Annotated in this window: 20 protein-coding genes; 5 read left to right on the top strand and 15 right to left on the bottom strand. The window is 72.8% G+C overall.

The window, feature by feature from the left end; translation table 11 throughout:
- The first annotated feature begins 17 nt into the window (after positions 1-17).
- Entirely contained in the window at positions 18-260 is a 243-nt protein-coding gene (locus tag SALPAC3_RS0118885) for a mycoredoxin (protein WP_018222747.1), read from the top strand.
- On the opposite strand, the gene SALPAC3_RS0118880 is transcribed toward SALPAC3_RS0118885, so the two are convergent.
- Positions 229-1,560: an MFS transporter gene (locus SALPAC3_RS0118880; protein WP_018222746.1), complete on the bottom strand. Its 1,332-nt coding sequence runs from the start codon at positions 1,558-1,560 to the stop codon at positions 229-231. The two genes, SALPAC3_RS0118885 and SALPAC3_RS0118880, sit on opposite strands and share 32 nt — an antisense overlap.
- A 159-nt stretch (positions 1,561-1,719) precedes the next feature.
- Between SALPAC3_RS0118880 and SALPAC3_RS0118875 the strand changes: the two genes are divergently transcribed.
- The 3 genes from SALPAC3_RS0118875 (at position 1,720) to SALPAC3_RS0118865 (ending at position 3,513) form a co-directional block, all read left to right on the top strand.
- Positions 1,720-2,700: a helix-turn-helix domain-containing protein gene (locus tag SALPAC3_RS0118875; RefSeq protein ID WP_018222745.1), complete on the top strand. Its 981-nt coding sequence runs from the start codon at positions 1,720-1,722 to the stop codon at positions 2,698-2,700.
- 71 nt (positions 2,701-2,771) lie between these two features.
- Positions 2,772-2,999 (top strand): DUF397 domain-containing protein, encoded by a 228-nt coding sequence (locus tag SALPAC3_RS0118870; RefSeq protein WP_018222744.1) that lies wholly within the window; start codon positions 2,772-2,774, stop codon positions 2,997-2,999.
- Positions 3,000-3,237: 238 nt separating this feature from the next.
- Entirely contained in the window at positions 3,238-3,513 is a 276-nt protein-coding gene (locus SALPAC3_RS0118865; protein ID WP_018222743.1) for a hypothetical protein, read from the top strand.
- A 183-nt stretch (positions 3,514-3,696) separates the two neighbouring features.
- Here SALPAC3_RS0118865 and nudC read toward each other — a convergent pair whose 3' ends face one another.
- The 9 genes from nudC to dapE form a co-directional block, all read right to left on the bottom strand.
- Positions 3,697-4,644, bottom strand: a complete 948-nt coding sequence (nudC, locus tag SALPAC3_RS0118860) for an NAD(+) diphosphatase (protein ID WP_018222742.1) — start codon at positions 4,642-4,644, stop codon at positions 3,697-3,699.
- The gene (locus tag SALPAC3_RS0118855; protein ID WP_018222741.1) at positions 4,641-5,984 is read right to left on the bottom strand and encodes a M16 family metallopeptidase; all 1,344 of its coding nucleotides are present in this window, start codon (positions 5,982-5,984) and stop codon (positions 4,641-4,643) included. The genes nudC and SALPAC3_RS0118855 overlap by 4 nt, the downstream gene beginning before the upstream one ends.
- Positions 5,981-7,294, bottom strand: a complete 1,314-nt coding sequence (locus SALPAC3_RS0118850) for a M16 family metallopeptidase (RefSeq protein ID WP_018222740.1) — start codon at positions 7,292-7,294, stop codon at positions 5,981-5,983. The genes SALPAC3_RS0118855 and SALPAC3_RS0118850 overlap by 4 nt, the downstream gene beginning before the upstream one ends.
- A gap of 51 nt (positions 7,295-7,345) precedes the next feature.
- The gene (locus SALPAC3_RS0118845; protein ID WP_018222739.1) at positions 7,346-7,528 is read right to left on the bottom strand and encodes a hypothetical protein; all 183 of its coding nucleotides are present in this window, start codon (positions 7,526-7,528) and stop codon (positions 7,346-7,348) included.
- 113 nt (positions 7,529-7,641) lie between these two features.
- Positions 7,642-11,121 (bottom strand): ATP-dependent helicase, encoded by a 3,480-nt coding sequence (locus SALPAC3_RS0118840; protein ID WP_018222738.1) that lies wholly within the window; start codon positions 11,119-11,121, stop codon positions 7,642-7,644.
- On the bottom strand, positions 11,118-14,600 hold the full coding sequence (locus tag SALPAC3_RS0118835) for an ATP-dependent helicase (RefSeq protein WP_018222737.1): 3,483 nt from the start codon (positions 14,598-14,600) through the stop codon (positions 11,118-11,120). Before SALPAC3_RS0118835 ends, SALPAC3_RS0118840 begins: the two co-directional genes overlap by 4 nt.
- Positions 14,601-14,744: 144 nt before the next feature.
- A complete protein-coding gene (locus SALPAC3_RS0118830) occupies positions 14,745-15,290 on the bottom strand; it encodes an LOG family protein (protein WP_018222736.1) in 546 nt (181 codons plus the stop codon).
- Between the two features lie 2 nt (positions 15,291-15,292).
- Complete coding sequence (locus SALPAC3_RS0118825) at positions 15,293-16,144, bottom strand: LOG family protein (RefSeq protein ID WP_018222735.1); 852 nt, start codon at positions 16,142-16,144, stop codon at positions 15,293-15,295.
- 49 nt (positions 16,145-16,193) lie between these two features.
- Positions 16,194-17,267: a succinyl-diaminopimelate desuccinylase gene (gene dapE, locus SALPAC3_RS0118820; protein ID WP_018222734.1), complete on the bottom strand. Its 1,074-nt coding sequence runs from the start codon at positions 17,265-17,267 to the stop codon at positions 16,194-16,196.
- A gap of 24 nt (positions 17,268-17,291) precedes the next feature.
- Between dapE and dapD the strand changes: the two genes are divergently transcribed.
- Entirely contained in the window at positions 17,292-18,251 is a 960-nt protein-coding gene (gene dapD, locus SALPAC3_RS0118815) for a 2,3,4,5-tetrahydropyridine-2,6-dicarboxylate N-succinyltransferase (protein ID WP_018222733.1), read from the top strand.
- Positions 18,252-18,257: 6 nt separating this feature from the next.
- Here dapD and SALPAC3_RS0118810 read toward each other — a convergent pair whose 3' ends face one another.
- The 5 genes from SALPAC3_RS0118810 to fdxA all read right to left on the bottom strand — a co-directional run bounded on the left by SALPAC3_RS0118810 (position 18,258) and on the right by fdxA (position 22,147).
- Positions 18,258-18,905 (bottom strand): nucleoside/nucleotide kinase family protein, encoded by a 648-nt coding sequence (locus tag SALPAC3_RS0118810; RefSeq protein ID WP_018222732.1) that lies wholly within the window; start codon positions 18,903-18,905, stop codon positions 18,258-18,260.
- Positions 18,905-19,543, bottom strand: coding sequence for an SIMPL domain-containing protein (locus SALPAC3_RS0118805; protein ID WP_018222731.1), 639 nt, complete (start codon positions 19,541-19,543; stop codon positions 18,905-18,907). Before SALPAC3_RS0118805 ends, SALPAC3_RS0118810 begins: the two co-directional genes overlap by 1 nt.
- 116 nt (positions 19,544-19,659) lie before the next feature.
- Positions 19,660-20,700: a prephenate dehydrogenase gene (locus SALPAC3_RS0118800; RefSeq protein WP_018222730.1), complete on the bottom strand. Its 1,041-nt coding sequence runs from the start codon at positions 20,698-20,700 to the stop codon at positions 19,660-19,662.
- A 17-nt stretch (positions 20,701-20,717) separates the two neighbouring features.
- A complete protein-coding gene (gene dapC, locus SALPAC3_RS0118795) occupies positions 20,718-21,824 on the bottom strand; it encodes a succinyldiaminopimelate transaminase (protein WP_269744937.1) in 1,107 nt (368 codons plus the stop codon).
- Positions 21,821-22,147 (bottom strand): ferredoxin, encoded by a 327-nt coding sequence (gene fdxA, locus SALPAC3_RS0118790; RefSeq protein WP_018216902.1) that lies wholly within the window; start codon positions 22,145-22,147, stop codon positions 21,821-21,823. Before fdxA ends, dapC begins: the two co-directional genes overlap by 4 nt.
- Between the last annotated feature and the right edge of the window lie 72 nt (positions 22,148-22,219).

Here is a 22,219-nt window from a genome sequence, read left to right as displayed (position 1 = left end):
CCCTTGGAGGTCTGCCGATGTTGACGATGTACTCCACGCCTTGGTGCGGCTACTGCCACCGGCTGAAGTCACAGCTGGACCGGGAGGGCATCGGGTACGAGGTGGTCGACATCGAGCAGGAGCCGGCGGCCGCCGAGTTCGTGATGAGCGTCAACGGCGGCAACCAGACCGTGCCGACGCTGCGTTTCGCGGACGGCAGCGCGCTGACCAATCCCACTATTCGGCAGGTCAAGGAGCACCTGTCGGAGATCTCCGCCTGACCGGTGCGCCCCCGACGGGCGCCGGCTGGGCCGACGGGCTCAACCGGCGCCCACCCCACAGGTAGCTGCTGGCCAGTAGGGTGACCAGGCCCACCACCACGAAGAGCAGCCGGTAGTCGAAGACGCCGACGAGCAGTGCGCCACCCCCGATTGAGATGGCCCGCGGGCCACTGACCACCGCATCGGCGCCGGCGGCGACCCGGCCGATCAGTGGTGCCGGCGTACGCCGCTGGATCAGCGTGTGCAGGCCGACCATGGTGAGCGGCAGCGACACCCCGGCCAGCAGGAGGGCGGCGCAGCCCAGCCACAGGTTGGGGTGGGCGAGCGTCAGCGCGGCCGACCCGAACAGCGCCACCCCCACGGCGAGCGCGCCGACCTCTCCCACCCGCCGGATCACGCCGGCGGAGACCAGCCCACCAACGAGGCCACCGACTCCCTGCACGGTGACGAGCACACCCACGAACGCCGCGTCGCGGCGAAGGCCGTGGTCAACGTAGGCAAAGATCAGCGACTCACTGAAGCCCATCACCAACGAACCGAGACCGTAGCCGAGCAGTGCCCGGCGCAGCGCCGGCTCGTCGGCCAGGTACCGCAGGCCCGCGCCGAACTCGGCCGACCAGCGCAACGGGTGGCGCGGTCGGCTCGCCGGGTTGGACAGCTGGGTGCAGCCCCGAGGGCAGCAAGCCGCTCCGGCTCGTCGGCCGGGACAGCTACGCCCTGGTCGCGACCGGGGCGACTCGGCGACTCGGAGCGGGCCCACCAGCACCGCCGCGGCCACGAAGCCGACTATCGCCACGCCGGCCAACAGCCCGCCGCCGACGGCGGTGTAGAGGGCGGCTCCCGCCAGCGGGCCGAGCAACCGCAGTCCCTGCCGCACCGTCTGGAGCACGCCATTCGCGTCGGCCAGCAACTCTGCCGGCACCAGGTGCCGCAGCAGACCGCTGAGCGCCGCGTTGAGGGTGATGTACGACAGGCCGTAGAAGATCGCGACCAGGTAGATGAGCCAGAGGTCGGTACGGTCTCCGACGGCGAACAACGGGGTGAGTAGGGCGGCCGTGACCAGGTTGGCGGCCACGAACAGGGGCTTGCGTGGATACCGGTCGACGACCCAGCCGACCAGGGGTGCCAGCGTCATCGGGGCGATGATCGCGAAGGTGGTGGCCCCGGCCAGTCCACTCGACCCGGTCAGTTCCTTGACCCAGATGGCGAGCGCGAGCAGCAAGATCGACTCGGCGGTCATGCTGGCCACCAGGCCAGCGAAGAGCAGCCGGAAGTCCGGGCGGCGCAGGACGGTACGCATCTGCCCTCCGTCGGAAGTGGTACACGGTATGCCGCCTTTGGCCGAGACACGCCCCCACCGGAACCTCCGGTGCCGGCCGCGTCGTTCCATACTGAGGGTTAGGGGCGAAATTCAGAGAGTTACCGTCGCATCTACGACGGTCTACGGAAAAGAGGGCACGTGCCTCCAGTCGCACCCAGCCCTATCCTGCGGCGCCGCAGGCTGGGCTCCGAACTGCGTCGGCTGCGCGAGACCACCGGTCTCACCGGGGACCAGGTGGTCGAGCGGGTCGGCTGGGCCTCCGCTTCCAAACTGTCTCGCCTGGAGAATGGCCGCAGCCGGCCAGACCCGCAGGATGTCCGCGCACTGCTCGATCTCTACCGGGTGGACGTAACGCTGCGGGACGAGTTGCTGACCATCACCGGTGAGGCCGGCGACATCCGTGGCTGGCTTCGGAACTACCCGGTCATGACCCCACAGCAGCGCGGCTTCGCCGAGTTGGAGGCGGGCTGTGTGGAGATCTCGGAGTATCACCCGCTACTCGTACCGGGGCTACTCCAGACGGCCGGCTACGCCCGCATTCGAATCGCCTCCGCCCGGGATGTCGACGAGGCGGCTGGCGAGCCGGATGGCACCGAGGACATCGAGACCGAGGTGGGCGCCCGGCTGGCCCGTCAGTCGCTGCTTACCCGGGGACCGGACGCGCCCCGATACACGGCCGTACTCGAGGAGACGGCGCTCGGGGGTCGAGCCGGGCCGGCCGACGTGCTCCGGGAGCAGCTCGCGCAGCTCTACGAGTTGGCCATGCTGCCCAACGTCACGCTGCAGGTGCTGCCTCGGGACACCCAGGCGAGCGGGTGGTACCTGCCGCCGACGGCGTTCTCCCTCTACCGGTTCACCGACCCGCAGGATCCCGAGACCCTGGCGATTGAAAGCGGGTTCTTGAACACCATGTCAACCGAGGCAAAAATCCTAAATCGCTATAAAGTGGTCTTTGAGTGGTTATGCACGGCAGCACTCCCCGCATCGGAGACTCTCTCCTGGCTCAATCAGGCCAGGGGACAGCCATTCGAGGCAGCACCCTCGTCGGCATCGGCGTTCGGGGCGGCAACACCGCCGGCCCAGCGTCGCCGGCGCCCCGGGCGATTGACGGAACGCTGACCCACCGGCACCCAGCGTCGGTCCGTGCGGGCACTACTCGTCCATCGGCCGGTTCACACAGGAGTGCAACCATGAACGAAATCCACCACACGCCGACCGCCTGCCCCGACCTGGCGCGGGTTGCGTGGCGAAAGAGCACCCGCAGCCAGACCTCAAACTGCGTCGAGGTAGCGCCGACGCCAGCCACGGTGGCCCTCCGGGACAGCAAGGACCGGGGCGGTCCGGTGCTGCTGTTCGACCGAGGTGAGTGGCAGAGCTTCCTGGCCGCGGCCAAGGAAGGCCAGCTCGACCGAATCTGACTCGCCTCCGTCGGGGCCGCCGGTGCGTAGGTACACCGGCGGCCCCGCGTCGTCTTCGAACGCCGGGGCGGCGGTCAGTTCGGGCGCCCGGCCCGAGCGTCCCTCGCCCGATCGGCCAGTCTGCCGACCGATCGCGGCATTTCGGTTGCCAGGCCCGCTACGCGGCGTAGCATGACCCGCAGTGACGTGGAACTTCCACTCCGTTCCCGATCGTCGCGGCACTCATCCGGAGACCGACATGCGGTTCCTGATCGTTCGCACCGATGTCCGCGCGGCGGCTGACGTGGACCTCACCACCGCCTGGGCCGACGGAGGCCGGCTGCGCGACGAGACCGTCGCACCCGAGCCACGCCGGCAGGTCGTCCACGCCGACGACCGCGAAGCCGCACTCCTGCTCGCCCGGGCCCTCGCCGCGGTCGGCGCGGTCCGTGCCGGCCGGCAACGGGTCAAGGTGCTCCCGCTCGACGAACCCCCGTCCGCCTGGCCGAGCTGGCCGGACGACCGCGGCGGCTGAGCGGTTACCCGTCCGTCGGAACCGGCCCGGCTCCCCGCCGCGCGCCTCGCCCCAGCCGGTCTCGACGGCACGGTCCCCGGCCCGTGACCGTCGCGGCAACGGCGGTCGCGGGCCGGGACCACGTTCGGACCAACCACCAGCGCCCGGTGCCGCCCTCCCGCAACCGCCCGGTGCCGCCCGCCGTCAACAGTGGCCGTCGAGCCAGTAGCGCAGCAGGAAGGACGCGATCGAAGACGACGGCGGCAGGACCAGCCGGGCCTCCTCGACGGCAACGCTCTGCCCAGCCAGCGCCGCGCTGACCTCGGACCGGGTGAACCAGCGGGCCGCCGTTATCTCCGCCGGGTCGACCCGCACCGGGTGCCGCGGGTCTGCCACCGCCTGGAAGCCCAGCATCAACAAACCGGGGAACGGCCAGGCCTGGCTACCCACGTACGTGATGTCCGTGACCGGGACGTCCACCTCCTCGCGTACCTCACGCAACACCGCCGCCTCGGCCGACTCCCCGGGCTCCACGTAGCCCGCGAGGCAGGAGAAGCGCAGCTCACCCGGCACCCGCGGCCAGGCGGCATTGTTGCCCAACAGGCAGCGCCCATCCTGGCCGGACCCCCCGTCGTGCACCAGGACGATCATCGCCGGATCGGTCCGCGGCCACATCCGCTCCCCCGCCGGGGCGACCCGGGACCAACCGGCCTCATCCATCGTGGTGGCCTGCCCGGTCCGCGGGGAGTACCGGTGCCCACGGTGCCAGTTGAGCAGGGCCAGACCGGTGGTGAGCAGGCCCGCGTCCCGGTCGGTGAGCAGGTGGCCAACCTCCAACAGGTGCGCCGCGCGGGTGCCGGGGAGCACCGGCAACGGCGCGTCCACCGTAAACACCGGTACGCCATCGGGCTCAACGCCGAGGAAGATCGCCCGGGCGGCCGCCTCCTCCGGCACCTCCTCCGGGTCAACCAGCACCAACGCCGGCGACTCCGGACCGGCGGACACCAACGCCCGCCCCGCGTTGCCGCTGTCCAACACGAGCACCCGGCACCGGCCCCAGGCCTGACCCAACCACTCAGGATCGGTACGCCGATGCGCGGCCCGGTCCAGAGTGGAACGGGCCAGCGCCGGGGCCGGTCCACCGTCCGTCACGGAACCGCCGGTTCGGTCACAACCTCGGCGAGCGTCCCCAGCTGCCCAGCGATCCGCTGCGCATCTCCCAGCACGACGGTGACCGCCCGGGCCGGGGCGAGGTACCGGGTCGCCGCGTCGGCGACATCAGCCACCGTCGCCTTCGCCAGCCGAGCCGCATGTTCGGCCAAGAAGTCCAGACACAGGCCACTACTGGCGTACGCGCTGGTCAGCGCCGCCAGCCCGGCCTGGGTGGAGATGCCGAGCTGGAGCGTGCCGAGGGCGTACTGGCGGGCCTGCTCCAGCTCCTCCGCGCCCGGTGCGACGCAGGCCAGCCGACCCAACTCGTACTGGGTCTCCAGCAACGCCGCCCCGGTCACCTCGGTGGCCACCTCGGCGGCGGCGAGCAGGACCGACCCGGCAACCGAGTGCTCGACCAACGAGTACGGTCCATACGTGTAGCCCTTCTCCTCGCGGATGTTCTCCACCCATCGGGACGAGAAGTAACCTCCGAAGATCAGGTTCGCGAGCTGCAGGGCGGCGTGGTCGGGGTCGGTACGCGGCACCGCCGGCAACGCGATCCGCAGCGACGACTGGACCGATTCGGGGCGGTCAACGAGGAGCAGCGGCCCCGGCTCCAACGGCGGCGTGGCCGGTAGCTCGACAACCTGACCGGCGCCACGCCACCCGCCGAGCGCCTGCTCGGCCGCGTCCAACGCCCGTTCCGGCTGGACATCCCCGACCAGCACCAGGACCGCACCGGTCGGATGCACCCGCTGGTCATGCAGCTTCCGCAGCACGCTCGGACGCACCGCGCGGACCTGATCCGGGGTCGGTGTCTGCACCGCGTACGGATGCCGGCCGTAGATCCGCTTGAGCAGGGCGGTGCGGGCCAGGTGCCCCGGCTGGCACTGGGCCAGCTGGATCCGGTCGACCAGCCGGTCCCGCTCGGTGGCGACCTCGTCGGCCGGGTAGGCCGCCGCAGTCAGCACTCCCGCCAGCAGCTCCAACATCCGGTCCAGGCCAGTCGCCAAGCCCGCGCCGGAGAGCATCAACCGGTCTGGGTCCACCCCGGCGGAGAGCCCGCCGCCGACCTTCTGCAACTCCGCGGCGATCTGCACCCCGGTCAGCGTCGTCGTACCGGAGAGCAGGGTCTGTGCGAGCATCGCGGCCCGGGCCGGATGCACCCGCCCGAACGGCATCCCGAGCCGCAGCTCGACCAGGGGCACCGCCGGCCGCCGGACCGCGATGACGGTGAGACCGTTGCCGAGCGTCCGCTCGGCCTGCTTCGGCAGCTTCAGTTTCCGGGTCGGCCCGAGCGGCGGCAGGACGCGCGGCGCGGTCGTCATCGCGGCGCTCACTGCTCCACCCCCGCGAGCACCTCGACGGTGGCCCGACGCTGTGGGCGCAGGGTGGCGGCGGCGGCACGAACCGACTCCGCGGTGACCTCGCCGACCAGGCGGGGCAGTTCGTTGAGCAGACCGGGCTCGCCGCGTTGCTGCTCCAGGACGGCCATCCGTAGGGCCCGCCCCAGCACCGCATCCGTGTCGCGCAACAGGTGCGTGGCCATCCGAGCCTGGGTACGGGCCAGCTCACCCTCGGCCAGCCCGTCGGTGGCCAGCCGGTCCAACTCCTCATCCACCGTCTGCAGCACCTTGTCCACGTCACCGTCGGGTGGCAGGTGCGCTTGGAGCAGGAGGGCCGTCGGATCGCGGACGTCGAATGGGTCGCCCATGAAGCCCAGGTAGCCGCCGACGCTGGTGACCGACCGGTCCCGCTGCACCAGCCGTTCGACCAACCGGGCGGCGTCCCCGTCGGTGAGCACCTCGGCGAGCACCGCGTACGGGAGGTAGCCGGCGAAGTCGCCGATCGGGTCCGGCACCCGCCAGGCGGAGGCGACCGCTGGTAGCGGGGCCAGTCGATCGGTGTACGACACCCGCCGCTCGGCGGCCAGATCCGGCTCGGTGAAGCTTGGCCGGACCGGGGCCGGACGGGCCGGCACATCACCGAAGTGCCGCTCGACCAGCTCGACCGCCTCGGCTACGTCGATGTCACCGCTGACCGCCAGTACCGCGTTGCCGCTGGCGTAGTAGTGCTGGAAGAAGTCGGCGGCGTCGGCCACCGTGGCCGACTCAAGGTCGGTGAAGGACCCGTAGCCGTCGTGCGCGTTGGGGAAGGTGTCGAAGAGCACCGGTGGCAGGGTGAGCCAGGGGAACCCGCCGTACGGCCGGTTGAGCACGTTGACCCTGATCTCCTCCTTGACCACGTCGACCTGGTTGCGCAGATTTTCCTCGGTCAACCGGGGGCCGCGCATCCGGTCCGCCTCAAGGAAGAGAGCCCGTTCGAGGGCGTTGCCCGGCAACGTCTCGTAGTAGTCGGTGTAGTCCAGGTGGGTGGAGCCGTTGAAGGTGCCGCCCGCCCCCTGTACGTGCCGGAAGTGGGCCAGCTTCTCCAGATTCTCCGAACCCTGGAACATCAGGTGTTCGAAGAGGTGCGCGAAGCCGGTGCGCCCCTCCGGCTCGGAACGAATACCGACGTCGTAGACGACTGCCACCCCGATCACCGGGGCGCTACGGTCCGGGGTGAGCACCACCCGCAGACCGTTGTCGAGTGTGAATCGCTCGACGGGATACCTCGTTGCTGGAATCGTCGCTTTGCGGGTGGTCGACACGCGTCGACCCTAACCCGTCCGCGCTGACACACCGACGGCCTCCCGCCGGACTCAGCCCACGGTCGCTGTCGGTTCCGGACTACGCAACTCGACCGGGGCCGCCGGCGCGGCCTTGTCCGGCACGGCGTGCCACGGGCTGAAGACGACGATCAGGGCGAGCAGTACCCCGACCCCGGCAACCGCCGCCACCAACAGTAGTTCCCGTACCGCGTCCAGGCCGCTTTGCCCCGTCATGCGTACCCCTTCCACCCTGAGCGGACGGCGGTGTCATCCCCATCGGACCAGCCTCGCCGGCCGTGCCGCCGGACGCAATCGCCATTCGGACCCATCCGCCGCTGATTACTGACTCAGCCAGCGCTGGTTCCCTCCGCCCCACGTTCCGGGACCGAGGCGATCAGCGCGGTGAGACCCACCGCGTCAAGCAGGTCCACCGGCCGCACCGTCACCCCGTCCCGGACGTAGTGAAACGCCGCACCCACCTGCGCAACCGGAACCCCCGCCAGCTCCGCCCAGGCCAGGCGATAGACCGCGAGCTGCACCGCTGCCGCGGCGGCGGCCGCTCCGGTGGGCTGCCGGCCGGTCTTCCAGTCCACCACGTCGAACCGTCCGCCGGGCCGACCGAAGACCGCGTCCATCCGGCCCCGGACGACCACCCCGGCGATCACCGTCGCGAACGGCACCTCGGCCTCGACCGGCGTCCGATCCGCCCACTCACTGGCCAGGAAGTGTTGCTGGAGTTCGGTAAGCGCCTCGTCCGGTGCGGCGTCCGCGTCCGCCGCACCGGGCAACTCGTCCACATCGAGTAGCCGGCCAGCCCCGAACCGCTGCTCCAGCCAGGTATGGAAGGCGGTACCCCGACGGGCGTACGGATTTGGCTCGGTGGGCAGCGGGCGACGCAGTGACCGGGCCAGGGCCGCCGGGTCCCGTCGCAGCGCCACTAGTTGGGTGACCGAGAGCGCGGCGGGCAGCACGACCTCGATCGGGCCGGTCTGTCGGGTCAGCTCGGCCCGCTCGGCGAGCAGCAGATCGGCCTCCCGGCGCCAACGCGCCACCTCCAGGTCGTCGCCACCCAGGTCGTCGCCACCCGGGTCATCGCCACCCAGGGCATCGCCACCCAGGTCATCGCCACCCAGGTCGCTTACGCCCGGCACCGGAGGGCCGGCCACAGCCACGCCGCCGGCTGCCGGACGGGTCGGCACCCCAGCGGTCAAGTAGCGCCGCACCAGGGTTGCCGCCTCGGTGAGCGCCGGTCGACGGGCACCCAACGGGTCAGCCGGCCACTCCGCCCGGAGCACCACCTCGGTCGTGGGATTCACCGCGTCTGGGGCGGGCTCCGCGGCCCACTCGTCAACCACCTGGCCAGCGCCCCCGTCCCGGCAGGCCTGATGCAGGTCCCGTAGGAGCGCGGAGGGGCCCCGCGGGCGTTTGGTGCCCTCCCCCCACCAGTACCCGGAGCAGAGCAGCAGCCGGCGGGGACGAGTCACCGCGACGTACGCCAACCGCCGCTCCTCCCGCTCGTCGTGTGCCCGCCACGCTGCGGTGAAGTCCGCCAGAGCCTGTGCCACCCCGCGCTGTTCCTCCGCCGCGGCCAGCGCCAACACCGGCAACCCGGCAGCGTCGCCGCGCAGCGGGAACGGCAGCACCCCCAGCCCGCCCAGCCAGTGATCGGAGTTGCGCACCGGACCCGGCCACACCCCGCGACTCAGCCCCGCCACCGCCACGATGTCCCACTCCAGGCCCTTGGCCGCGTGCGCGGTGAGAACCTGCACCGCCCCCTCGACCACCTCCACCTCGCCGGGGGCGAGCCCACGCTCCTCGTCCTCCGCCGCCGCCAGGTAGGCCAGGAAGGCCGAGAGCGTGGCACCCGGCGTCTCCCCGCTGAACCGGGCCGCGACGTCACCGAGCGCATCCAGGTGCCCCCGGGCCAGCCCAGCGTCACCGGCCTCGTCCCGGCCGGCGCGCACCGCCACCTCCACGTCCAGGCCGATCGTCCGCTCGACGTCCGCGAGCAGGTCTGGCAGCGACTGGTCCAGCCGGTAACGCAGCAGGCCCAGTTCCTGGGCGGCGGCGCGGAGCCGGGCATAGCCCTCCGCCGAGTACGCCGGCGCCGGCCCCAGGTCGGCCAGGGCCTCCACCAGAGTCGCCTCGTCCAGCACATCCGGGACGATCTCCGGCTCGTCATCCGCGGCGAGCTGCCGGCGTGCGGCGGCGATGGCCCGAGCCCGACGGTGCAGGGCCACCAGGTCCCGCGGCCCGATCCGCCACCGGGCACCGGTCAGCAACCGAAGCAACGCCGCCCCGTCGGTCGGGTCGGCCAGCACCCGCAGGGTGCAGACCACGTCCCGCACCTCCGGGGTGTCCAGCAGGCCGCCCAGCCCCACCACCTCGACCGGCAGGCCCCGGGCCCGCAGTGCCGACTCGATCGCCGGAATCTGGCTGCGCAGCCGGACCAGCACCGCGGTGGTGGGACGCGCCACGACCGGAAGGTGCTCGGGCAACACCCCGGGCATCCCCGCCGCTCCCTGCCAGGCGCGCAGCAGGCTGTCGGCGATCCAGTTCGCCTCGTCCGCGTAGGTGTCCAACAACGCGCAGTGGACGGTGCCGGCAGCCACCCCGCGGGGGGTGCGGTGCGGGATCGGCTCCTTGACGCTGAGCGCGGCACGCAGCTCCGGCACCCGGGCGCCGGCGGCGCGGAGCGGGGTGGCGAGGGCGTTCGCCACCGCCAGAATCTCCGGTCGGTTGCGCCAACTGGTGGTCAGGGTACGTACCTCGGCCGGAGCGCCGTCGGCCTGGGCGAACTCGGTGCGGAACCGGTCGAGAGTGCCCGCACTCGCCCCACGCCAGCCGTAGATCGACTGGCAGGGGTCACCGACCGCGGTCACCGGGTGCCCGCCACCGAAGAGCGCGTTCAGCAGCACCACCTGGGCATGGCTGGTGTCCTGATACTCATCGAGCAGCACCACCCGGTAGCGGTCCCGCTCGAGCTCACCGACCACCGGGTGGTCCCGGGCAACCCGGGCCGCCCGAGCCAGCTGGTCGGCGAAGTCCATCGCCTCGAAATCCTCCTTGCGCCGGGCGTACGCCCGGACCAGCGGCAGCAGCTTCAACCGGACCTGCGCGAGGGTGAGCGCCCGCCGCACGTCGGCGTAGACCCGGCCGGGGCGGGACTGCACGTCGGCGAAGAACCGTCCGGTCCAGGCCGCCAGGTGGTCCGGCTCGACCAGGTGCTCGTCCAACTCGCCGGCCAGGGCCAGCACCGCGTCGGTGATCGTGCTCGGCATCCGGTCCACCTCGGACATGTCGCCGTCGTAGGTACGCACGATCAGGTCAACGAGTTGCCAGCGGGACGCCTCGGTGAGCAGCCGGGTGGCGGGCTCGTACCCGGCGCGCAGCCCGTGTTCGGTCACCACCCGCCCGGCGTACGAGTGGTAGGTGGCGACCGTCGGCTCGCCGGACAACGGATCGTCGAGCGGGTGTCGCCCGTTGCGCCCGAGCCGGCGAACGAGCTGGCCGAGCCGGGTCCGGACGCGGTGCGCCAGTTCTCCGGCGGCCTTGCGGGTGAACGTCAGACCGAGCACCTGCTCCGGTTGGACGTACGCGTTGGCCACCAGCCAGACCACCCGGGCGGCCATCGTCTCGGTCTTTCCGGAGCCGGCGCCCGCGACGACGAGCAACGGCTCCACCGGGGCGGCGATGATCGCCGCCTGTTCCCGGGTGGGCGCCGGCAGTCGCAGCAGCTTCGCCAACTCGACCGGGGTGTACCGGGGCCCGGCATCGGCCCGACGGGGAGTCGGGGTCGCCGCGCTGAACAGGGTCGGCTGGGTCACGGGCCCTCCGGTGGGCGAGTGCTCGGTGGTTCGACGACCTGGCGCCCCTGCCCAGACACCGGGCAGCTGGTGCGCACCGGGCAGACTCGACACTTCGAGTTGGCGACCGCGGCGAAGGTGGCGGCGGCCATCGTCTCGGCGGTCCGCCGGACCAGGGCGGTCGCCCAGCCGGCCGCCGGCCCCTCGCCGGCCGGCGGTTGGGCCTGTTCCCGGGCTTCCTTGGTGCCGGTGCCGAGCTGCACCAGGGATGCGCCCCCGGACTCGGTCCCGAACTCGGCGAACGCGCCCGCCTCGACCGCCGCCTGGTACGCGCCCAGCTGCGGATGCTCGGCGAGGTCCGCTGCGGTCACCGCGGTCGACTTACCGGTCTTGAGGTCAACCACCACGAGCCGGCCGTCCGGGTCGACCTCCAGCCGGTCCACCCGGCCGACCAGGTCGACGGGGTGGCGTGGGTCGTCCAGCCGGACGGCGAACTCGTGCTCGATGGCGAGCAGCCGACGCGGGTTGGTGGCCAGCCAGCGCAGCAGCTTGTCCACCATCGCCTCGGCGCGGGCCTGCTCCGGGCCGACCAGCCAACGGGCCGCCAGCTCGATCGCGTCGAACCGGGCCGCCACGTAGTCGAGCAGCGCCCGCCGGTCCGAACTGGCGTTCTCGGCCAGCATCGCGGCGGCGTGCACCAGGTTTCCCACCCCCTGCGCCGCGCTTGCCGGCGCGCCACCGCCGTGACGTTCGAGCAGCCAGCGCAGGCTGCACCGCAGGGCGCTCTCCATGCCGGACGGGGTGACCCGCACCGGCTCGCCGTCGGCGGCCAGCGGCCGTTCGTCGGAGAGCGGACGCAGCCCCCACCAGTCATCCGGGTGCGCCCCGGCGACCCCCTCGGCGGCGAGCCGGGCCAGCTCAGCCGCGGCTGCCCGCCGCCGGGGCACCGTCGCCCTCGGGTCGGTCACCGCGGTACGCAGCTCGGCCACCAGCGACGCCAGCGTGAGCGCCCGGGGCGGCCGGCTGAGCGGCAACGTGGCCACCCGGGCGTCGTCCGGTCCCGCGCCCTGGTCGGCTCCTACGCCTCCGTCCGGTCCCGCGCCCGCGCCCGCGGCCGGTGGCGCACCTCCATCCGGTCCCGCGCCCGCGCCCGCGGCCGGTGGCGCAGCCCCGTCCGCGCCCGCGCCCTCGGTGGGTGGCGGGTCGGCCACGTCGAGTTCGTGCAGGAACCGGCTCGGCTGCTCGTCGTGGTCATCGCCACCGACGGCGGCGCTGGCCACGGCGCTGACCAGCAGCCGGCGTCGGGCCCGGGTCACTGCGACGTGGAAGAGCCGCCGCTCCTCGTCCAACAGGGCCGAGGTCTGGCCAACGACGGAGACCCGCCGCCCCTCGCCGGCCGAGCGGCCGGCGAGCACGTCCACGAGGCGCTCCGATCCCAGCAGACTGCCCCGCAGCCGCAGGTCGGGCCAGACGCCCTCCTGCACTCCGGCGATGGCGACCAGATCCCACTCCAGCCCCTTCGCGGCGTGCGCGGTGAGCAGCCGGACCGCGTCGCCCCGGTCAGCGGTCGGGGCGAGAGTGTCGGCGGGCAGGTCCTGCCCGAGCACGTGATCGAGGAAGACCTCGACCCGCGCCCCGGGCAGCCGGTCGGTAAACCGGGCGGCGGCGTCGAAGAGCACCAGCACCGCGTCCAGGTCCCGGTCGGCGGCCTCGGCGCGACGACGCCGGGCGATCTCCCCCTCCCCGGCCGCCGCCGGCGTGCGGGCCAGCGCCGCCGACCAGAGGTCGGCGAGGCCAGTGGCCCGCCACACCGCCCAGAGCACCTCCTCGGCGGTGGCACCCGGTCGGGCGGCCGCCTCCCGGGCAACCGCCAACAGACCGGCCACCGTCTGCGCCGGCTCCGCCCACCGGCGGTCGATGCCGGCCAGCTCGGCCGGGTCCCGCAGCGCCTCGACGATCAGCTCGCCGGAGGGTCGGCGGTCACCGGCGGCCAACGCCATAACCCGCAGCCCCTGCCGCAGCCGCCGTTCCGCCAACGGATCGGCCCCGCCCAACGGTGAGTGCAGCAGGGCGACGGCCGCCTCCTCATCGAGCCGGTCCGGGGCGAGCGCACAGCGCAACAGCAACAGCAGCGGGGCAACCGCTGGTTGCAGGTGCAGCGGCAGGTCCTCGCCGTGCACGACGGTGGGCACCCCGGCGGCGTGCAGGGCACGCCGCAGCGAGGGCAGCGCTCGCCCGGTGGAGCGCACCAACACGGCCATCTCCGACCAGGGCACCCCGTCGAGCAGGTGCGCCGCCCGCAGCGCATGCGCCAGCCAGGCCGCCTCACTGGCGGCCGAGCGGAACGTACGGACCTCCGCCGTGCCCGCCGCCGCTGCGGGTAACGCCCGGGGCCGCCGATGCGTAGCCGGGCCACGCAGCCGGCGGGCCAGCCGCGCGTGCGCCGCCAGCAGTCGGGGACCGGCCCGGTACGACGTGGTGAGGACGACCCGCGCCGCCGGCGCCCCGGAGGCGGTCCGGAATCGGTGCGGGAAGGTCACCACACCGGCCGGGTCGGCACCACGGAAGGCGTACGTGGAGGAGTCGGGGTCGGCGAGGACGACCAGCGCCTTGCCGCCCCCCGCCACGGTCGTCAGCAGCTCCTGCTGGGCAGGGTCGGTGTCGGCGTACTCGTCCACGTAGACGTGCGCCAGTCGGCGCCGCTCCGCGGCCAGCAGCGCCGGATCGTCGAGCAGCATTCCGGTGGCGGCGCGGACCAGTTCGGCCGGATCGTAGGCGATCGAGCCGCGGTTGCCGACATCGCGCAGCGCCAGCACGGCGACGTACTCCCGGAGGAACCGGGCGGCGGCCGGCCAGTCGGCCCGGCCGAGCTGCTCACCCAGCCGAGCCAGCTCCACCGGACCGACGCCCCGCTCGGCGGCCCGCATCAGCAGGTCCCGCAGCTGGCTGGCGAAGGCGCGGGTACGCAGGGCCGGGCGCAGGTCCTCCGGCCAGCCCACCGGATCGGCGTCCGGCTCCTCGCCCACCAGGTCCAGCAACTCCCGAATGATCAAATCCTGCTCGGGGCCGGTGAGCAGCCGGGGCGAGGGTTCGCCGCGCTCCGCGGCGGCCCGACGCAGCAGCCCGAACGCGTACGCCGGGAAGGTGCGTACCAGTGGTTCCCGCAGCACCCGGTGGCCCGCGCCGGCGATCCGGGACTCGATGCGCTGACGCAGGCCGGTTGCTTGTCGACGACTGAAGGTGAGCACCAGGATGCGCTCGGGATCCACCCCCTCGGCCACCCGCGCGGCAACCGCCTCGACCAGGGTGGCGGTCTTGCCGGTGCCCGGCCCACCGAGCACCAGCAGCGGCCCGACGGCGTGTCCGATCACCTCCGCCTGCCGGGGGTCGTCGAGCCGCTCGCCCAACCGACCGTGCTCGCCCAACAGGGCACGGTCGCCCGCCGGAGTGAACGCCCCCGCCGGCCCGCCGGACCGGCGTACCAGCCGGTATGCCTGCATCCCCTCATCCCACCAGATCCGGCCGACAGATCCACATCCGCCCACGCCCACCGGACGCCCTGACCTACCAAGCCACGCCGGCGGGGCGGCGAGGCCGGGGCTACCGCCGACCTGGCCACAGCGCAAGACCCCGGGCGGTGGCCCTCAGCTCAGCCGGGACTCCAGGAGATCGAGGGCCGCAGGGACAGTCGCCACGACGGGGAGCAGTTCCAGGCCCGCCGGCTTCAGGAAGGTCTGCTTGGCCAGACCACCCAGCCAGTCGAAGAGCGGGCGGTAGAAGCCGTCGGCGTCCACCAGCGTCATCGGCTTGCCGTGCAGCGTCAGGGTGGCGGTCGTCCAGACCTCGAAGAGCTCGTCCAGCGTGCCGAGGCCACCGGGGAGGGTGAGGAAGGCATCCGACTTATCGATCATTATGGTCTTACGGTCAGCCATCGACTCGGTGACCAACAACTCGTCGGAGGCGAGGTCGGCGACCTCCAGATCGACCAGGGCCTGCGGGATCACGCCCAGCGTCCGCCCGCCGGCGGCCCGTGCGCCGGCCGCCACCGCCCCCATCATCCCGACCCGGCCACCACCGCTGACGAGCGTGTGACCCCGACGGGCCAGCTCCGCGCCGGTCTCGGTCGCCAGGTCCAGAAAGCGTTGGTCAAGCGTGCGGGAAGACGCGCAGAAGACACAGATCGCTGCCATGGTCAGCCCCGCCCCCCCTCGTCCGCCGCGGCCCGCTGCTCGGCCGCGGTGACGGCGACGGACTCCTCGCGGATCGCCTCCTGCTCGGCGGAGAGCACCGCCTCCGCCTCGACGATGTGCCGCACGGCCGCGTTCACGTCGTCGGTGAGGCAGATCAGATCAAGATCAACAGCTCCGATCTTACCCTCGACCGCCATCGTGTCCCGCAGCCAGTCGAGCAACCCGCGCCAGTAGTCAGCGCCCATCAGCACCACCGGGAACCGGGTCACCTTGCCGGTCTGCACCAGGGTGAGGGCCTCGAACAGCTCGTCCATCGTGCCGAAACCACCAGGAAGCACCACGAACGCCTGGGCGTACTTGACGAACATGGTCTTCCGCGCGAAGAAGTACCGAAACTCGATCGCCACGTCGACCCAGTCATTGATGCCCTGCTCGAAGGGGAGCTCGATGCCCAGGCCGACGGAGAGCCCGCCGGCCTCGCTGGCCCCCCGGTTCGCCGCCTGCATCACCCCCGGCCCCCCACCGGTGATGACCGCGTAGCCGGCCCGGGCCAGCGCCCCACCCAGCTCCTCGGCCAGCTGGCACTCCGGGCTGTCCGGCAGGCTCCGCGCCGAACCGAAGACGCTCACCGCTGGCTGCAGGTCGGAGAGGGTGTCGAAGCCCTCGACGAACTCGGAGAGGATCCGCAGCGCCCGCCACGCGTCCCGGGTCTTCCAGTCACTGCGCTGGCGGGAGTCGAGCAGCCGCTGATCGGCGGTACTGCCGCCGATCACTGACCGACGTGGTGCCCCGGTACCCCGGTGCTGGTCCCGCGGGGCCGCGCCGGCCGCCTCCCGCCCGTTGCTCTCACTCATGCAGGCAACCGTAGTGGAGATGCGCCGACGGGCGGGCGGACAGGGCCGTTCAGGCGACCGAGAGCCAGCGACGCAGCACCGCCGCACCGTCGCGGATCTTCCCGATCTCGACGTGTTCGTCCGGGTGGTGGGCGAGGTTGGGATCCCCGGGGCCGAAGTTCAGCGCCGGGGTGCCCAACGCCGCGAAGCGGGCAACGTCCGTCCAGCCCAGCTTGCCGATTGGTGCGGTACCGACGGCGGCCAGGAACTCCTGCGCCGGCGCGGCCTCCAGCCCCGGCAGCGCGCCGGCCGCCAGGTCGGTGATCGCCACCTCGAAGTCGGCGAACACCTCGCGCACATGTGCCTCGGCCTGCTCCGGGCTGCGGTCGGGGGCGAACCGGTAGTTGACCTCGACCGTGCAGCGGTCCGGCACCACGTTGCCGGCCACCCCGCCGTTGATGCGCACCGCGTTCAATCCCTCGCGGTACTCGCAGCCATCGACCGTCACCCGGCGGGCCTCGTACGCCCCGAGCCGGCGCAGCACCTCCCCGGCGGCGTGGATCGCGTTCACGCCGTGCCAGGAGCGCGCCGAGTGCGCCCGTACGCCGCTGGTGCCGACGGTCGCCCGCAGCGTGCCCTGGCAGCCCGCCTCGACGATCCCGTGCGTCGGCTCCAGCAGCAGCGCGAAGTCGGCCGTGAGCCACTCCGGGTGGGCCTCGGAGACGAGGAAGAGACCGTTGTACGTCGACTCGATCTCCTCCGCCTCGTAGAAGAAGTACGTCACGTCGTACCGCGGCTCGGTCAGGCTCACCGCGAGGTGCAACGCGTACGCGACCCCGCTCTTCATGTCCGAGGTGCCGCAGCCGTACATCAGGTCGCCGCGCACGGTGGCGGGAAAGTTGTTGTTGATCGGGACCGTGTCGAGATGGCCGGCGAGCACCACCCGCTGGTCCCGGCCGAGGCTGGTACGGGCCATCACGGTGTTGCCGTACCGATAGGTGGTCAGGTGCGGCACCCCGCGCAGCACATCCTCGACACAGTCCGCGATCGCCTTCTCGTTTCGGGAGACGGACTCGATGTCGACCAGGGCGCGGGTCAGGGCCACCGGATCAGCGAGGACCTCGGGGGTCAACGGGTTCTTCATAATCCGCACGGTACCGTCACAGAGGTGACCACTACGCAGTCTGCCTGGGGCATCGGCCTGGCCACCGTAACCGCTGACGACCAGGTGCTCGATACCTGGTACCCGACCGGCAAGCTGGGCCTCGGCGAGTTGCCGCTGGTCCCGGGCGAGGATGAGGCGGATGTCCTCGACCTGCCGCCGGGCGCGGTCGGCGACCGGGCGCTGCCGGGTCTGCGGACCGTCCAGCTGGTGACCGTCCTCGGCTCGCTGGCCGACCCGATCAAGGACGCCGCGGACGCGTACCTCCGGCTGCACCTCCTCTCGCACCGGCTGGTGCGGCCCAACGAGCTCAACCTCGACGGCATCTTCGGCAAGCTGGCCAACGTCGCCTGGACCTCGGCCGGGCCCTGCCCGCCGGAGCGGGTGGACGAGCTGCGGGTCATCGAGCGGTCCGCCGGTCGCCACCTGAGCGTGTACGGGGTGGACAAGTTCCCCCGAATGACCGACTACGTGGTGCCCTCCGGGGTCCGCATCGCCGACGCGGACCGGGTCCGGATCGGCGCCCACCTCGCCTCCGGCACGACGGTGATGCACGAGGGCTTCGTGAACTTCAACGCCGGGACGCTCGGCGCCTCCATGGTCGAGGGACGCATCACGCAGGGCGTGGTGATCGGGGACGGCTCCGACATCGGTGGCGGCGCCTCGATCATGGGCACCCTCTCCGGGGGCGGCACCGAGAAGGTCCGCATCGGCGAACGGAGCCTGATCGGCGCGAACGCGGGCGTGGGCATCTCGCTCGGCGACGACTGCGTGGTCGAGGCGGGCTGCTACATCACGGCCAGCTCCAAGCTCACGCTGCCAGACGGTCGGGTGGTGAAGGCGCGCGAGCTGACCGGCGTCGACGGTCTGCTCTTCTGGCGCAACTCGGTCACCGGCGGACTCGAGGCGAAGCCGCGCTCCGGGCAGGGCATCGCGTTGAACGCCGCGCTGCACGCCAACGACTGACGGGACTCAGCCCGGCGGTGGCTCGGCGAGGCGCACCACCAGGTCGGCCCGGTGCGCCGTGCTCGCCACCAGCGCGGCGTTCACCTCGTCGGTGCCGCCCGCCCAGGCCCGGGCCTGGGCGGGCGAGCGCCCGTACGTTTCGTGCCGCGCGGTGAGCCGGCGCCGCCGCTGCTCCGCATCGAGATCCAAGAACCACACCTCGTGCAGCAGCGGCCGGACCTCCTCCCACGGCCAATCCGGCAGCAGCAGGTAATTACCCTCGGTAACCACCAGCCGGACCGACGGCGGCACCTCGACCATCCCGGCCACCGGCTCCTCCCACTCCCGCCGGAACTCCGGCGCGTAGACCGAGGTGGGCTCGGGGCGCCGCAGCCGGCGCAGCAGCGAGACGTAGCCGTTGGCGTCGAAGGTGTCCGCGGCGCCCTTCCGCTCCGCCCGGCCCAACCGGACAAGCTCGGCCTGCGCAAGGTGGAACCCGTCCATCGACACCAGCCGGGCCGCCGGCCCAACGGCGGCGACGATCTGCGTGGCCAGGGTGGACTTACCCGCGCCGGGAGCACCGGTGATGCCCAGCAACTGGCGGGAGCCGGTGTCGGCGAGCGCGCGGGCCCGCGCCACCAACTCGGCAACAGGTACCACTCGGGCCGACCCCATCAGCGGAGGACCGGCTCGCTGATCGTGAACCGTGCCTGCACCGCCGCCTGCACCGACTGGGGTCGCGGGTCCAGATCGAGCTCGGGCACCCCCTCGGCAGTGGCCGAGTAGGGCCGGGCGGCCAATGTGGCTGGCCGATCGACGCCAGCGTCGGCGAGCTCGACCAGCGCGGTCACCCGGGCGCCGAGGGCCTCCGCGTACTCGTGGGCCCGCCGCAGCGCGTCGGCGATCGCCGCGTGCCGGGCCTCGCGGTAGACCGGGCTGTCCGGACGCAGCGACCACCACGGCCCCGACACCTCGACCTGGTCCTGGTCAGCCAGGCGCAGCAGCAACTCGCCCAGGGTGGTGAAGTCGGTAACCGTGACGGTGGTGCGCACGCTGCCGTGATATGCGCGCACCCGTTCCCCCGAGCGGCGTAGCTCCGGGGAGACCCGCAGCTCGCCGGTCTCCCGCCGCTCAATCATCGAGCCGTACCCGTCGAGGAGCACCCGGACCGCGGCCGCCCGCTCGGCCAGCCGGCTCAGTGTGGCCTCCCGGTCCCGGTCCCGGGCCAGCACGGCCACGGCGAACCGGGCCCGCTCCGGCGCGACCTCCCGGAAGGACTCCCCGCGAACCGCCACCACCGGTCCAGCCACCATGTGCACACCCTAGCGGCGATCCGACGGCGCCGGCAGGCCCACCGGCCGCGCGCCACGCCCAACCAGGCCGCGCGTCACGCCCGACCGAGCCGCGCGTCACGCCCAACCGCCGCGCGTCACGCCCGACCTGGTTGCGGCAGCCCGGCGGTGTAGCAGACCCGACCCTCACGCAGCTGACAGCCGCCCAGATAGCCGCCGGCCGCGCCGACCTGCCGAAGCCAGCCGACCTCCGCGGTGTGGTCCCCACCGACCGGGAACTCACGGACCTGGACGGCGTACGCCCGATCGGACAGCAGGCGCCGGATCGCCCCCGCCTCGTCGTAGCGCGCGGTGAGCCGCTCCCGGTCATCGGAGCGCAGGGCCTCGACCAGCTCGTCCAGGTAGGCCCGCACCCCGGTCAGCTCCCGCAGCACCTCGTCCCGGTTGCCCAGCAGCAGGTTGGCCGTCCGCTCCGCCGGGGTGGCCGCGACCCGGGTGCCGTCGCGGAAGCTGCCGGCGGCGAGGGCGAGAACGGCATCCGGTGCGGCTGCCCGACCGCTCGCCCCGGCCAGCGCCCCGGCGAGCAGGTGCGGCACGTGCGACGCGAGGGCGACGGCCCGGTCGTGCTCGGCCGCGGCCAGCGGCACCACCCGAGCCCCGAAGACAGCCAGGAGCAGCCCGGTGAGCCAGCGGAACGGGGCCGTCGCCGGCCCCGGGCACAGCACCCACGCGGCGCCGTCGAGGAGCGTCGGCCTGGCCGCCGCGAGCCCGGCGAACTCGGCGCCCGCCATCGGGTGCCCCGGCACGAACCGGTGCAGCAGACCGAGCCGGGCCGCTACCGCGGCCACCTCGGCCTTGGTACTACCCACATCGGTGAGGACGCAGTCGGGCCCGCTGGCCGTGGCGACAGTCGACAGGGTGGCCGGCAGGGTCGGTAGCGGCCCGCACAGGAATACCAACTCCCGTCCGGCGACCGCCGCCTCAATGGTCTCCGGGACCGGCACTCCCCGCTCACGCGCCTGGTCCCGGGTCGTTGGGTCCGGGTCCCAGCCGGTGACGTCCAGCCCGGCGTCGTGGAGCCGAAGCAGGATGGACCCCCCGATCAGACCGGTCCCCACGACCGCGGCCCGGACCCCGCGGTACGCCGCCCCGGCCGCGGTGCTCCCAGCATCGGTCACGGTCGCACCCGCCGCTCTCAGCCGGCCAACCGGTCGGCGACCGCCGCCACGTGCTGGTCGGACGCGGTCAGCGCCACGCGGACATGTCGAGCGCCGGCGGGCCCGTAGAGGGCGCCCGCCGCCACCAGGATGCCCCGCCGGGCCAGCCAGTCGACCGTGGCCCAGCAGTCCTCACCCCGGGTCAGCCACAGGTAGAGGCCGGCCTCCGAGTGCTCGACGGTGAACCCGGCGGCGGTGAACGCGGCGCGCAGCACGGCCCGCCGAGCCCGGTAGCGCTCCCGCTGCTCGGTGGCGTCCCGCTCGTCCGCCAGGGCGGTCACCATCGCGGCCTGCACCGGCGCTGGCATGATCATCCCAGCGTGCTTGCGTACCTTGAGCAGCTCGGCGACGAGCGCCGAATCACCGGCGACGAAGCCAGCCCGGTAGCCGGCGAGGTTGGACCGCTTGGAGAGCGAGTGCACCGCCAGGACGCTGTCGTACGAATCTCCGCAGACCTGCGGCGACAGCACCGAGACCGGCTCGGCCTCCCAGCCAAGCGGTAGGTAGCACTCGTCACTGGCGACGACCGCACCGCGCTCCCGGGCCCAGTCGACCACCTTGCGCAGGTGGGGTGCGGGCAGTACCCGCCCCGTCGGGTTCCCCGGCGAGTTCACCCAGACCAGGCGAACCCGGGGGGTCGGACCGAGGGCGGTCAACGAATCAGCCCGCACGACAGTCGCCCCGGCGAGCCGAGCCCCGTCCTCGTAGGTCGGGTACGCCACCGACGGCACCACGACCACGTCCTGTGATCCGATCCCGAGCAGCGTGGGCAACCAGGCAACCAGTTCCTTCGACCCGACCACCGGAAGCACGCCGAGCCCTTCCGGGTCGGCACCGCAGGCCCGCGCCGCCCAGGCCGCCATCGCGGCCCGCAGCGCCGGCGAGCCGGCGGTCAGCGGGTACCCGGGGGCGTCCGAGGCGTCCGCCAGCGCCTGCCGGATCGACGGCGGCACCGGGTCAACCGGCGTACCGATGGAGAGGTTGATCAGGCCCCCCGGGTGCGCCGCGGCCAGAGCGGCCGCGGCCTCCAGGGCGTCCCAGGTGAACTCCGGCAGCCGAGCCGAGACCGGCGTGGGCCGGTTCAGTTCGCCTCTCCACGTGGCGCCTGCGCCGCGACGAAGGTGGCGTCCTTCTCCACCTTGCCGATCTTCGAGGCGCCGCCGGGCGAACCCAGGTCCTCGAAGAACTCGTAGTTGGCCGCGGTGTAGTCCTTCCACTGCTCCGGCACGTCGTCCTCGTAGAAGATCGCCTCGACCGGGCACACCGGCTCACAGGCACCACAGTCGACACACTCGTCGGGGTGGATGTAGAGCATCCGGTTGCCCTCGTAGATGCAGTCGACCGGGCACTCCTCGATGCAGGCCTTGTCGAGCACATCCACGCACGGCTCGGCGATGATGTAGGTCACCGATCTTCTCCTCCGCAGACACGCCGCGATCATCCGCGACGGGTATGAGCCTAGTATCTCGTCGGGGAGGAG

It is taken from the genome of Salinispora pacifica DSM 45544, from assembly GCF_000378845.1.
Lineage (GTDB): Bacteria > Actinomycetota > Actinomycetes > Mycobacteriales > Micromonosporaceae > Micromonospora > Micromonospora pacifica.
Note: the sequence above shows the minus strand (reverse complement) of the source record. Positions and strands in the feature narration are given on the sequence as shown.